We start from the raw sequence: 12,929 nt of genomic DNA on the forward strand, positions 1-12,929 counted from the left end.
GGAAGGACCCCATGACGACAGCGAGTGCGCCGACCGCGCCCGTGGCCGCCGCACCAGCGGCGACCCGGAGCTCGGGTCGGCGCTATCGTCATGCGCTCTGGTTGCTGACCAAGCGCGACCTGCGGGTGCGGTACTCGACCTCGGCGCTCGGCTACTTCTGGTCGATCCTCGACCCGCTGGTGATGTCGGCGATCTACTGGTTCGTCTTCACCCAGGTCTTCCACCGTGGATCGGTCGGCGAAGAGCCCTACATCGTCTTCCTCCTCGCGGCACTCCTGCCGTGGATGTGGTTCACCGGAGCGGTCTCCGACTCGACCCGGGCCTTCATCAAGGAGTCGAAGCTCATCCGGTCGACCACGATCCCCCGGAGCATCTGGGTCCTGCGGATCGACGCGTCGAAGGGCATCGAGTTCCTCCTGAGCATCCCGGTCCTCGCGATCTTCGTGATCGCGACCGGAGCACAGGTGCACTGGCAGGTCGTGCTCTACCCGTTCGCGATCGTGCTGCAGGCGGCGCTGGTCTACGGCATCGGCCTCATCGTCGCCCCGCTCGTGGTGTTCTTCCGCGACCTCGAACGCGCCGTGAAGCTGGTGCTCCGCTTCGCCTTCTACGCGTCCCCGATCATCTACGGCCCGAGCGCGCTGCCGGACACCCTCCACGACCTGGCGGCGATCAACCCGCTGACGGGCATCTTCGGCATCTACCGCTCCGCGTTCTTCCCGAACCAGCTCGACTGGTTCCAGGTCCTCGCCTCCGTCGTGACCACGGCCATCGTGGTCACCGTCGGGCTCCTGGTGTTCCAGCGCAGCGAGCACCGCGTCCTCAAGGAGCTCTGATGACCGCCACGCAGTCGACCGGTCAGACGAAGACCGTGGCCCCGGTGATCTCCGTCACGGACGCCGGCATCCGGTTCAAGCGGAACCGGCGTGCCAGTCGCAGCTTCAAGGACCTGTTCGCCGGCAGCAACCGCCGGAAGCGCGGCGACGAGTTCTGGGCCCTGCGGCACGTCTCGTTCGACGTCCGCCCCGGAGAGGCCATCGGCGTCGTCGGGCGGAACGGCCAGGGCAAGTCGACGCTCCTGAAGCTCGTCGCCCAGGTGATGCTCCCCGACGAAGGCCGGGTCCGCGTCGGCGCGGGCGTCGCTCCGCTCATCGAGATCACCGGCGGGTTCGTCGGCGACCTGACCGTCCGGGACAACGTCTACCTGACCGCCGGGCTGCACGGGATGTCCCGAGCGGAGATCCGCGACAGCTTCGACGAGATCATCGACTTCGCCGAGATCGGCGACTTCGTCGACACCCCCTACAAGCACCTCTCCAGCGGCATGAAGGTCCGGATCGCGTTCGCGGTGATCTCGCGCCTCGACGAGCCGGTGATCCTCGTCGACGAGGTCCTGGCGGTCGGCGACAAGGCCTTCCGCGAGAAGTGCTACAAGCGCATCGAGGAGCTCCTCGCGGGCGGTCGGACGCTCTTCTTCGTCTCCCACAACGACAAGGACCTGCGCCGGTTCTGCCAGCGCGGCCTGTACCTCGACAAGGGCCGGTTGCAGCTCGACGGGCCCATCGAGGAAGCCCTGAAGCGGTACAACGCGGAGTACGGCGTCTGACCCCGGGGTGTCCCCGTCCCACCACAACCACGCCCGCCAGGACCCCCCTCCACAGGCCGAGGTCCCCCGGGCGAATCCCGGCCCCCAGCGTCGGACCCTCCCCCTAACGTTCCCCCCATGCACCCAACACCCACCGCCTACGCGGTCCCCTTCGCGGTCGACCGTACCCATGCGCCACACCGATACGACCTCGTCAACATCAGCGATGAACCGATCGACGGCCTGAGCCTCACGCACCTCGGGACGGGCTACTGTCCGCCGCTCGTCGTCCGCCACCTCGACCCCGGACGCAGCATCGGGATCGCGGTCTTCGGCGTCTCCTTGGAAGAGACGGGCGTCGTCATCGTCCGCTGGCGCCGTCCGGATCGATCCGAGTACCTCTGGCGGATGTCCCTCGCCGGCCCCGGTCTCGCGCCGTGACGTCCCGCCGACCTCAGCGCCCCTGACGCTCCCGGGCGACCTCGTGCCAGCGCGCGAGCAGCCGCTCGATCGCGTCGTGGAAGCGGGCCGTGGCCGTTCCCGGTGTCGTGTCGCCGAAGTACCGCGTCACCCAGTGCTGCAGCTGCGCCAGTTCCTCGGCGTCGTGCGCCGCCGCGTCCACCCGGGCGACCACGTCGTCGGCGTCGGGTGCCAGCAGCCAGTTCGCGGCTGCCAGGTACCCTCGCTCGTCGACGTCCGCCTCGGGGGCGACCGGCCGGGTCACGATGAGCGGCTTGCCCACGGCCAGGCGGTCGTAGATCATGGCGCTGATGTCGGTGATGGCGACGTCGGCGTCGGCGAGCTGCCAGCCGAGTTCCGCCCCGTCGTCGAACACGTGGTGCGCGGACGGATCGGCCGTGTTCGCCGCAGCGATGGCGGCGACGATGCGCTCGTGGGCGGCCTTGTACTCCGCATCCCGAACGCCGCTCCGCGGGTGCGGCCGGTACACCAGTCGGTGCCGGGGCGACGCGAGCACGCGCTCCGCGATGGTGGTGCCGTGGCTCGCGATCGACCCGTAGGCCGCGGCAGCGCGGTCTCCCTCCCACGTCGGCGCGTAGAGCACCACTGTGCGATCGTCGTGCGGGTACGGCGGCTCCCCGGCGAAGTGGTCGGCCTGCGGACGGCCGATCGCGATCGCGCGCCGATCCAGGTCGTAGTCCCACAGGGCCTCGTCCAAGCGGTCACGAGCGGCGTCACCAGCGATCAGGGCGTAGTCGTACGCCTTGAACTGGTTCGTCGTCATGTACATCTTGTCGCTCTCGCCGTGGTTGACGAAGACGTGCCACATCCGCCCGTACCGCATCATCTGGAAGTTGCGGGCGTTCTGGTTGACGTAGAGCACCACCTTGGGTGCCTGCTCGTCCACGAACTGCTCGAGGTCGACCACCTGACGGGCGTACACCGACCGCACGGGTGCTTCGTCGAGCAGCGTCAGCATGGTGCCGGGGCTGCGCGAGACGATCGCGACCGGGTGCGTGCGGGACAGCTCGGCGAGCGGTGCGTACCACTGCCGAACCTGGTACATGTTCACGGGGCCGTCGGCGAAGTACACCGCGATCTCGATGCTGCCGGGTACCAGGGGCTGCTCCGCCGACAGGCGCCGGGTCAGCTGGCGTCGCTGGCTGCGCGAGCGCAGGAGCCGACGGGCGAGGCGGAACGCCGTGCGGACGTCGTTGGTGATCGGCATGCGGACCTCTCTCTCGTGGTGGGGCTCAGACGATCGGCGGGCGACCGGCGATGGTCATCCGGCCGATCGTCAGCCAGCCCATGGGCGTCGCCGGACCGCAGTCGGTGCTCCAGCCTTCGCGGACGCCACCGAACCAGACCCGCAACCGTGCCGGGTGCCGCCACCAGCGGGCGGTCTGGATCGCGGCCCACGAGCCGACGTAGAGCGGGCGCAGCAGCGGTGGCAGGTTGCGGCGGGCCAGCCAGACCCGGTTCCGGGCGTTCAGACGGTAGTACTCGGTGTGCCGTGCCGGGTCGATCGCGGGGTGGTGCGCGATGAGGTCCCCGGCGTACCAGGCCCGTCGTCCGGCGTCCCACACCCGCCATGCGAGCTCGATGCCCTCGTGCGCGTAGAAGTACGGCGCTCCCCAGCCGCCGACGACGCGGTACACGTCCATCGGCAGCACGACCGCGCCCTCCCACACCGAGAAGACCGGCGACGACTCCGTCGGGTCGCCCTTGCGGATCCGGGGCACCCAGCGGAGCGGACTCGCGGCGCCGGACGGATCGACCACGCGGGGCTGCACCAACCCGAGGGACGGGTCCCGCTCGAACAGGGCGATCGCGTCGCGCAGGAACGTGTCCGAGGGGACGGACGCGTCGTCGTCGAGGAAGAACACGTAGTCGCCGTCGACGACCGCAGCGCCTGCGTTCCGACCGGCGGGGATGCCGACGTTCTCCGGCAGCGCCAGGGCCCGGACACTCTCGGGCAGGCCGACGGGCTCCCAGCCGTTGCCGACGCAGACGACGTCGAGCTCGACGTCGCGCTGTGCGAGGACGCTCTCCAGCCCGCGGCGCAGGTCTTCCGGACGCGTGCCCTGGGTCAGGCTCACGACGGCGACGCGCGGGCGGTCGCGGTGCGGGACCGCGTTCCGGCGGACCGTGCCCGGCGTCATGCCCGCACCCGCTTGGAGGAGATGATCGCCAGGAAGTGCCCGACGGTCGCGATCACGGCCAGCGGCAGCAGGACCCCGACGAGGATCCGGTCTGCCAGGGGATCGCCGATGACGAGCCCGAGCAGCGCGAACACGAAGGCGAGCATCGAGAGCTCGACGGAGTGGTACAGACGGTGGAACGGCAGGAAGCGCGCGATCCGTCGCAAGGAGGCCAGGCGTCGACCGGACGGTGCGGTGGAGGCGTCCCGACGATCGACGAGCTTGTCGAGCCCGGAGTTCGCGCGAGCCACGTGGACCATGTCGTTCAGCGCCTTGTTCCAGACGATCACCAGGCCGAGCGCGCACCCGATCGTGGTCCACATCCAGTCCGCGTCGTGGATCGGCCAGGTGGCGGCCCGGATGCCGAGCGCGACCGGGATGAGTCCCTCGGTCGTGTAGTGCCCGACCTTGTCGAGGAAGACCCCGGCCGGCGAACGGGTCCCGCGCCACCGCGCGACCTCGCCGTCGGAGCAGTCGACGAGCATCTGGAGCTGCCCGAGCACGAGCGCGAGCGCCGCACCCCAGATCCCCGGGATGAGCAGCGCCGCGGCGACGGACCACCCGACCAGGATCATCAGGCCGGTGACCTGGTTCGCGCTGATCCGGGTCTTCAGGAGCACCCACGTCAGGTACGGGGAGATGTCCCGCAGGTACAGCGACGCCGTCCAGTGCTCCGCGTTGGCGCGGGACCGGACCTCGTCCGGCTGTGCCACGGCACGGAGCTCGGCGATCGAGGTCGGGTGGGCGTAGCCGCGCTCGGCGGGTTCGGGCTGGAGGTCGGGCAAGGAGGTCACCGTCCGGTGTGGGTCGTCAGCTCGGAGGTCCGCGTCAGGAACCCGACGATGAACCCGACCCCCCAGCCGATGTGGATGCAGGGCAGCACGACGAGCAGCCAGCCCCGTGTGGCGGCGTCGGATCGCCGCGAGACCGCGACGGTTCCCACGACGACGAAGAGCAGGTAGACCGCTGGCACCGCGAACCCGAGCATCGCCCAGGCGGCACCGCTGTGGAACAGGGCGCCGATCACGCCGACGATCCCGGCGACCAGGCCGAGTCCGACCGCGGCCACCATGGCCGGCGGGACGAAGTACCGGAGGCCGTTGTTCGCGGGGAACCGTCGAGCCAGTTCACCCCGCCAGAGGCCGGTCGCCACGAACTGCCGGATCAGACGCTTGAGGCTCGGCCGCGGGCGGTAGGTCACGACGAGTTCCGGCGTGAACCACACCGTGCCGCCGGTCGTGCGCAGCCGCCGGTTGAGTTCCCAGTCCTGGCCGCGCTTGATGCCCTCGTCGAAGAGACCGACCGCGAAGAGCCGGTCTCGGCGGAAGACGCCGAGGTACGCGGTCTCGGCCGGTCCCGCCTGTCCGCCGACGTGGTGCGGGGTGCCGCCGAGGCCGACGCGGCTGCCGTACGCGAGCGCCACGGCCTTCTCGAACGGCGTGCGACCCTCGGCGCGCATGATGCCGCCGACGTTGTCCGCACCGGACTCCGTCAGGGTCCGCACCGCGATCCGCGTGTACTCCTTGGGCAGCACCGAGTGCGCGTCGACACGGACCACGATCGGGTGCTCGGACGCGCGGATCGCCACGTTCAGGCCGGCCGGCGTGGAGCCGACGGGGTTCTCGACGGCGCGGATCCGGGGGTCGGCGGCACTCATCTCGGCGACGAGTTCGTTCGTGCCGTCGATCGAGGGTCCGAGTGCGAGGACGACCTCGAACGGCCCGGCGTAGTCCTGCTCGAGCAGACTCGCGACGGCGGCCCGGACCTCGGTGACCTCGTTGAGGACGGGCATCACGTACGAGACGCCCGGCAGGGGCTGTCCGTCTGTCTGCATGCGTTCCTCGGGGTCCTGGCGGTGAGCGACTCGCAGCCTATCAAGAGGCCGAGCACCCCACCTGCGCGCTCCCCCACCGCCGCCCGCCCACGCCGAGCGGGCGAAACACCACGGTCCACCCCGCACCCCACCCGGGCATTTCGCCCGCTCACCACACACACGAACGCCCGCCCCGCCGAGCGGGCGAAACACCACGGTCCGCCCCGCACCCCGCCTGGGCATTTCGCCCACTCACCACACACACGAACGCCCGCTCCGCCGAGCGGGCGAAACACCACGGTCCGCCCCGCACCCCACCCGGGCATTTCGCCCGCTCGTGCGAGAGCGAGCGAGCGCGCGGGGCGGGGTCGGCGGGGCGGTGCTGCGGGGCTGACGACGGACGGGAGGCCCGGTGCCGACTGGCACCGAGCCTCCCGTCCGATCTGGGGTTGCGTCAGCTCTTGCTGTCGTAGGTCCCGAGGGTCACGTCAGCCTCGTGGGACTGGCCGTTGCGCACGTAGGTGATCGTCGTCTTCGCGCCACCGGCGAAGTACCGCACCTGCGCCGTGAGGTCGGTCGCGTCCGAGACGGTGGCGTTGCCGATCTTCGTGACGACGTCGCCCTTCTGCAGGCCCGCTCCGGAAGCCGCACCGCCGGAGGACACAGACTTGATGAGCGCACCCATCTGTGTGGCCTTCGCGTCCTCGTTCGCGTCGCCGACCGTCGCGCCGAGCAGACCGTGCGTCGCCGAGCCGTTGTCGATGATCTCGTTCGCGACCCGCTTCACCAGGTTCGCCGGGATCGAGAAGCCGACGCCGATGCTGCCCGACTGGGAGTCGGACGAGTCCGTGCTGCCGGCACTCGCGATCGCGACGTTGATGCCGATCAGCTTGCCCTTGGAGTCGAGCAGCGCGCCGCCCGAGTTCCCCGGGTTGATGGACGCGTCGGTCTGGATGACCGGGAGCGACACCGTGGCGGTGGTGCCGGTGCTCGAGCCGTTGTCGCCGTTGCCCCAGAAGTCGAACGGGCCGTTGCCGTTGTTGCCCTGGCCCTCGTTCGAGTCGCCGCCGGCGTTCGGGTCGCTCGAGGTGACCTGGATGCTGCGGTTCAGGGTCGACACGATGCCGTCGGTGACGGTGTTCGACAGGCCGAGCGGAGCGCCGATCGCGACCGCGGTGTCGCCGACGTTGAGCTTCGAGGAGTCCGCGAACGACATCGGCTTCAGGTCGCTCGCGTCGATCTTGATCACCGCGAGGTCGACCGTCGGGTCGGTGCCGACGAGCTTGCCGGCGTAGATCTTGCCGTCCGACGTGGTGACCTGGATGGTCCCCGTCGAGCTGTCGCCGTCGAGCGTCACCACGTGGGTGTTCGTGACGATGTAGCCGTCCTTGCTGAGGACCACGCCGGAGCCGGTGCCGGCCTCGCTCGAGGACGACACGTTGATCGTCACGACCGAGGGAGTGGCCTGCGCGGCGACCGCGGTGACGACCGTCGCCGAGTTGTAGTCGTTGACCGTCAGGTTGCCACCACTGGAGCTCGAGGAGCTCGAGGTGGTGCCGCCGTTCGAGGTCGCCGCCACCCAGCCACCACCGGCAGCCCCGCCGACGAGCGCGCCGACGATGAGGCCGCCCACGAGGGGCAGGACGATGCGGGAACGCGTGGACTTCGGCTTCGTGGCGGTGTCCGTGGCAGCGCCTGCACCCGCTCCGGTCGCTGCTGCGCCGGAGAAGTAGTAGCCGTTGGTGCGGTCGGAGCCGTCGGTGCGCTGGTCGTCGCCGAAGGCGGACGAGGGAGCCTGGGCGGACTGGCCGTACTGCTGCTGGCCGGTGGGCTGGGAGTACGACTGCTGTCCGTAGGACTGCTGGCCGTACTGCTGCTGCCCGTACTGCTGCTGGCCGTAGGCGGACTGGTCGTACTGTGGCTGCCCGGAGGGCTGCTGTCCGTAGGCGGACTGTTCGCTCGCGGACCCCGGCGCCTGCGACGACGCCGGCTGCGCGTACTCGCCGTACCGAGGACGGTCCTGCTGGCCGTACTGGCTGGTCTGGCCGTACTGGCTGGTCTGGCCGTACTGACTCGTTTGGCCGTAGTCGCTCGTCTGGCCGTAGGCACTCGTCTGGCCGTAGTCGCTCGCCTGGCCGGACCCTGCGCCGTAGGGCGAGTGGTCCTGGCCGTAGCCGCCCTGCTGGCCCTGGCCTTGGCCCTGGTCTTGGCCGTACTGCGTCGTGGGGTACGGCGCCGTGTACTGGTTCGTCTCGTTCGCCGGCACCGGATCGATCACGTCGGTGTGGTCGGCATCAGCGTGACGCGCGTGCTCGTCAGGGCTCCCCGTCCCGGTCGCGGTGGTCTCGGAGTCGCTCGGCGTCGACGCACCAGCGTCGCCCGCCTGCTGCGCGGCATCGTCGGCGGCGACCTCGGGGGTCGTGTCGTCCGGACGGTTGTCGTCGCCGTGCCCGTTGGGCGTGGTGTCGGTCATGCTGGACGTGCTCCTTTCAAGCTCGTGCAGTCTGTCGCACGCACCTGGGCAGTGCTCCTGACGGCCCTGCGAGTGCACTATGGCGATCTTATGCGTCGGCTGTGGATCGACTCCCGGGCCCGCGCGTCGGCACGCACTAAGTTGGGGTCCGTTCAGCGTGAGCGCTCGTCGGAGGGAACCACATGCGGCAGTCAGGACCCTGGTTGCGCGCCGCGGAGGGCGCGATGCTCCTCGGCCCGGACGGCGTCCCCGCGCCGACGGTGTTCGCCGAGATGAGTGCCCTGGCAGCGCGTACCGGCGCGATCAACCTCGGGCAGGGCTTCCCCGACGAGGACGGCCCCGCCGAGGTCCTCGACGCTGCTGTGCGCGCGATCCGCGACGGCGTGAACCAGTATCCGCCAGGGCGCGGTACTCCCGATCTGCGCCTGGCGATCGCAGAGCACCAACGCCGGTGGTACGGCATCGAGGTCGATCCCGATCGAGAGGTCCTCGTGACCGCCGGTGCGACCGAAGCACTCGCCGCGACGCTCCTCGCCCTCGTCGAACCCGGCGACGAGGTGATCACGTTCGAGCCCTTCTACGACGCGTACGGGGCGCTGATCAGCCTCGCGGGCGGCACACACGTCACCGTCCCGCTCACCGCACCCGACTTCCTGCCCGACGACGACACGCTCCGTGCGGCGTTCTCGGACCGGACACGCGCCGTCCTCGTCAACACCCCGCACAACCCGACCGGCCGCATCCTCCCCACCGAGGTGCTCCGGAGGGTCGTCGAGCTCGCGGCACGGTACGACGCCCTGGTCATCACCGACGAGGTCTACGAGCACCTGACCTTCGACGTCCCGCATGTCCCCATCGTCACGCTCCCGGGTGCTCGGGAACGGACCGTGACGATCTCGAGCGCTGGGAAGACCTTCAGCACCACGGGCTGGAAGATCGGCTGGCTCACGGCTCCTCCGCCCCTGGTCGACGCGATCACATCGGTGAAGCAGTTCCTGACGTTCGTCAACGGCGCCCCGTTCCAGCCCGCGGTCGCGGCCGGACTGCGTCTCCCTGACGAGGTGTTCGCCGGGATCGCGGCGGATCTCGCGGCGAAGCACCGGGTGCTGGCCGCGGGGCTGATCGCCGCCGGCTTCGAGGTGATGCGCCCCGACGGCGGGTACTTCGTCATCGCCGACACAGCGCCCCTCGGGTACGAGGACGCGCGGGCGTTCTGCCTCGAACTCCCCACCCTCGCCGGGGTCGTCGGCGTGCCGGTCTCCGCCTTCGTCCGACCCGACCACGCCGCCGGGTACCGCTCGCTCGTGCGCTTCGCGTTCTGCAAGCGTCGATCGGTGCTCGAGGACGCGGCCGGCCGGCTCGCGGGGCTCGGCGCCCGTCACCTGACCGGCGGCTCGCAGCGCTCCTGACGGACCGGGCCCGATGCCCGTGACCTGATGGGTGGCCCGGGTGGCCTCAGCGCTCCGTGACGTCGTAGCGACGCAGTGACAACGAGGGGTTGACCCGCCGGACCTCGTCGGTGACGGCCGTGTCCACCGTCGCGACGAGCATGCCGGGGGTCGCACCGAGTGCCGCCGTGGCCACGCCAGCCGGGTCCAGCACCACCGATCCCCCGATCCCCACCGGCGGTGCCTGTCCGACGCCGACGACCCAGATCGTGTTCTCGATCGCCCTGGCCGTCAGCAGCGTGCGCCAGTGGTGCTCCTTGCCCGGACCGCGGACCCATTCAGCGGGGAGCAGCACCACGTCCACCGACGCCGCGGCCAGTCGCCGCGTGACCTCGGGGAAGCGGAGGTCGTAGCACGTCTCCAGCCCGATCCGCACGCCGCCGAGTTCGAACACGGGGAGCTGTGACGGGTCGCCGGGCTCGATGCGGTCGGACTCTCGGGAGCCGAACGCGTCGTAGAGGTGCACCTTCCGGTACGTCTGCAGGACGGCTCCGTCTGCACCGATCGCGACGAGGGTGTTCCGGAAGCGCTCCGGTCGGTCCGTGGCCTCCGCGGTGCCGACGACGAGCGCGACGCCGGTGTCCCGGGCGACCTGTCGGAGGCCGGTCACGAACGGGCCGTCCATCGGCTGGGCAGCAGCCACGAAGTCGTCGTCGATCTCCGCGGTGAAGTACGACGTGTACTCGGGTGTGACGAGCAGGTCGGCGCCACGTGCTGCGGCCTCGACCGCGGCGGTGCGGACGGTCTCGAGGTTCGCCACCGGATCGTCGACGGGGGCGAACTGCGCGGCTGCGATCGTCAGGGTCGTCACGGAGCAAGGCTAACCGGCCGACACCGGACCGGCCCGGTCAGCTCCGTCGGACGTCCAGCACGTCGAACGCCCGCCGCAGGATGCCGACCACATCGTCGTCGGCCTCGGTCGCCCACGTGGTGATCGCGACGTCGAAGCACCCCAGCGCCGCCTGCACGACCGTCCGCGCACGCAGGTCGAGGTCGTCGTCCGTGCCGTCGATGCGCCCGGCGACCAACGGCGTGAGGACGTCCGCCCATGCCTGGTGCTTCTCGAGGTTCCTGGCTCGGAGGGACGGCGCGCTCGTCATCACCCGGACGGAACGCCGCCCCGTCTCGGGGTCCTCGCCGCCACGAGCGACCATCTGCACGAACGCTTCACGGAGCGCGGTCCACACCGGCTCGTCCGACGGTCGTTTGCGGAACGCCTCCGCGAGGGCTCCGCGATGGCGCGCCGGGTCGCCGATGACAGCGTCCTCCTTCGCGGGGAAGTACCGGTGGAAGCTCCGCGCGGAGATCCCGGCTTCGGCAGCGATCTGTTCCACGGTGACGCGCTCGAACCCGTCGGCGTCGAACCGGGCGATCGCGACGGCTGCGATACGCGCGCGGACGGCGTCGCGGGTTATGTCCCGCAGACCGGGGCGCGGTTCCGTGCTCGTGTCGCTCACGCTTCGAGTCTAGCGACCTGGCAGCAAACGCCAGTTGTGTCACCCTCTGCCATTTCCGGCGTACAGTGCCACCTGTACCGCTCTCCATGTCTCGAAAGGACAGCACATGCAGCAACGCACCCTCGGCCAGCAGGGGCTCGTCGTCGGCTCGATCGGCTACGGCGCGATGGGCACGACGTACGCATACGGGCCGGGCGACGACACCGAGTCGATCGCTGCCATCCGCCGCGCCCACGAACTCGGGGTCACCCACTTCGACACCGCCGAGCTCTACGGGTGGGGAACCGGTGAGCAGCTCCTCGGCACAGCCCTGGCACCGATCCGTGACGAGGTCACCATCGCGACGAAGTTCGGGTTCACCCCGGAGACCTACGCGCCGAACTCGCAGCTCGACCACATCCGCGAGGTCGTCGACACGAGCCTCCGCAACCTCGGCACGGACTCGATCGACCTGCTCTACCAGCACATCCACGACCCCGCGGTCCCGATCGAGGACGTCGTCGGCGTCATGCAGGAGTACGTCCAGGCCGGCAAGGTCCGGTTCCTCGGGCTCTCCAACACCGACGCCGAGAGCATCCGACGCGCGAACGCCGTGCACCCGATCTCGGTGCTGCAGACGGAGTACTCGATCTTCTCGCGCGAGTCCGAGGACCTGTTCCCCGTCGTCGACGAACTCGGGATCGGCCTGGTCGCGTACTCACCCCTGGCACGTGGGTTCCTCAGCGGCGCGGTCGGACCGCGGAGCGCGTACGCCCCGGACGACATCCGTCAGTTCCTCGACTGGTGGGCGCCGGAACACTACGACGCGAACGCCGGCGTCGTCGCCGGACTGACCGAGCTCGCGGCCGCGAAGGGGATCTCGCTCTCCCAGCTTGCCCTCGCGTGGATCCTCGCGCAGCGAGATGACATCGTCCCGATCCCGGGATCGCGGAACCCCGGACGCGTGGCCGAGAACGTCGCCGCCGCCGACGTGACCTTCACGCCGGAGGAACTGGCCCGGATCGACGAGCTCGGCCACGGTGTCCGCGGCAAGCGCGCCGGCTGATCGCGACCGCATCCGGACGGGAGGCCCGGCGCACGCCCGCCCCGGGCCTCCCGCCCGCCCCGCCCCGCCTCCACAGCCGCGCCCGCCCCGCCCCGCCCCTCGCCTCGCAGCCGAGCGGGCGAAATGCCCGCGTTCCCCGCGAGCCCACCCCGCCATTTCGCCCGCTCGACCCGCGAGTCGCCGAGCCCACGAGCCGACGGGCCGACGAGCCGACGAGCGGGCGAAAGACCAGGGTCCCGCCGGGCGGACACCGCGGCATTCCGCCCGCTCAACCGCCCGGGGGCCGAGCGGGCGAAAGACCAGGCCCCCGCCGGGCGGACACCGCGGCATTCCGCCCGCTCAACCGCCCGGGGGCCGAGCGGGCGAAAGACCAGGCTCCCGCCAGGCGGACACCGCGGCATTCCGCCCGCTCAACCACCCGGGGGCCGAGCGGGCGAAAGACCAGGCT

The 12,929-nt window shown here is 70.7% G+C and carries 12 protein-coding genes; 5 read left to right on the top strand and 7 right to left on the bottom strand.

From position 1 onward, the window contains the following. The first annotated feature begins 11 nt into the window (after window positions 1-11). The 3 genes from EDF55_RS06195 (at window position 12) to EDF55_RS06205 (ending at window position 2,026) form a co-directional block, all read left to right on the top strand. Window positions 12-836, top strand: coding sequence for an ABC transporter permease (locus tag EDF55_RS06195; RefSeq protein ID WP_123654075.1), 825 nt, complete (start codon window positions 12-14; stop codon window positions 834-836). After that, a complete protein-coding gene (locus tag EDF55_RS06200; protein WP_185017179.1) occupies window positions 836-1,606 on the top strand; it encodes an ABC transporter ATP-binding protein in 771 nt (256 codons plus the stop codon). The genes EDF55_RS06195 and EDF55_RS06200 overlap by 1 nt, the downstream gene beginning before the upstream one ends. 117 nt (window positions 1,607-1,723) lie before the next feature. After that, window positions 1,724-2,026, top strand: a complete 303-nt coding sequence (locus EDF55_RS06205) for a hypothetical protein (protein ID WP_123654076.1) — start codon at window positions 1,724-1,726, stop codon at window positions 2,024-2,026. Between the two features lie 13 nt (window positions 2,027-2,039). Here the strand turns inward: EDF55_RS06205 and EDF55_RS06210 are convergent, their stop codons facing one another. From EDF55_RS06210 to EDF55_RS06230, 5 genes are all read right to left on the bottom strand, one after another. Next, window positions 2,040-3,272, bottom strand: coding sequence for a CDP-glycerol glycerophosphotransferase family protein (locus tag EDF55_RS06210; protein WP_123654077.1), 1,233 nt, complete (start codon window positions 3,270-3,272; stop codon window positions 2,040-2,042). Window positions 3,273-3,297: 25 nt separating this feature from the next. Then, on the bottom strand, window positions 3,298-4,206 hold the full coding sequence (locus EDF55_RS06215) for a glycosyltransferase family 2 protein (protein WP_123654078.1): 909 nt from the start codon (window positions 4,204-4,206) through the stop codon (window positions 3,298-3,300). Beyond that, a complete protein-coding gene (locus EDF55_RS06220; protein WP_123654079.1) occupies window positions 4,203-5,030 on the bottom strand; it encodes a CDP-alcohol phosphatidyltransferase family protein in 828 nt (275 codons plus the stop codon). Before EDF55_RS06220 ends, EDF55_RS06215 begins: the two co-directional genes overlap by 4 nt. Window positions 5,031-5,035: 5 nt before the next feature. After that, window positions 5,036-6,079, bottom strand: coding sequence for a glycosyltransferase family 2 protein (locus EDF55_RS06225; RefSeq protein WP_123654080.1), 1,044 nt, complete (start codon window positions 6,077-6,079; stop codon window positions 5,036-5,038). A gap of 433 nt (window positions 6,080-6,512) precedes the next feature. Beyond that, window positions 6,513-8,531: a S1C family serine protease gene (locus EDF55_RS06230; RefSeq protein ID WP_123654081.1), complete on the bottom strand. Its 2,019-nt coding sequence runs from the start codon at window positions 8,529-8,531 to the stop codon at window positions 6,513-6,515. 182 nt (window positions 8,532-8,713) lie between these two features. On the opposite strand from EDF55_RS06230, the gene EDF55_RS06235 reads away from it, so the two are divergent. After that, a complete protein-coding gene (locus tag EDF55_RS06235) occupies window positions 8,714-9,940 on the top strand; it encodes an aminotransferase class I/II-fold pyridoxal phosphate-dependent enzyme (protein WP_123654082.1) in 1,227 nt (408 codons plus the stop codon). A 46-nt stretch (window positions 9,941-9,986) separates the two neighbouring features. On the opposite strand, the gene EDF55_RS06240 is transcribed toward EDF55_RS06235, so the two are convergent. After that, on the bottom strand, window positions 9,987-10,790 hold the full coding sequence (locus EDF55_RS06240) for a carbon-nitrogen hydrolase family protein (protein ID WP_123654083.1): 804 nt from the start codon (window positions 10,788-10,790) through the stop codon (window positions 9,987-9,989). A gap of 37 nt (window positions 10,791-10,827) precedes the next feature. Next, window positions 10,828-11,436 carry a TetR/AcrR family transcriptional regulator gene (locus EDF55_RS06245; RefSeq protein ID WP_123654084.1) on the bottom strand — a complete coding sequence of 203 codons (609 nt, stop codon included), beginning with the start codon at window positions 11,434-11,436 and terminating at the stop codon, window positions 10,828-10,830. A 106-nt stretch (window positions 11,437-11,542) separates the two neighbouring features. On the opposite strand from EDF55_RS06245, the gene EDF55_RS06250 reads away from it, so the two are divergent. Then, complete coding sequence (locus tag EDF55_RS06250) at window positions 11,543-12,481, top strand: aldo/keto reductase (protein ID WP_123654085.1); 939 nt, start codon at window positions 11,543-11,545, stop codon at window positions 12,479-12,481. The last annotated feature ends 448 nt before the right edge of the window (window positions 12,482-12,929 follow it).

Source organism: Curtobacterium sp. ZW137 (assembly GCF_003762905.1).
Taxonomy (GTDB): Bacteria; Actinomycetota; Actinomycetes; order Actinomycetales; family Microbacteriaceae; genus Curtobacterium.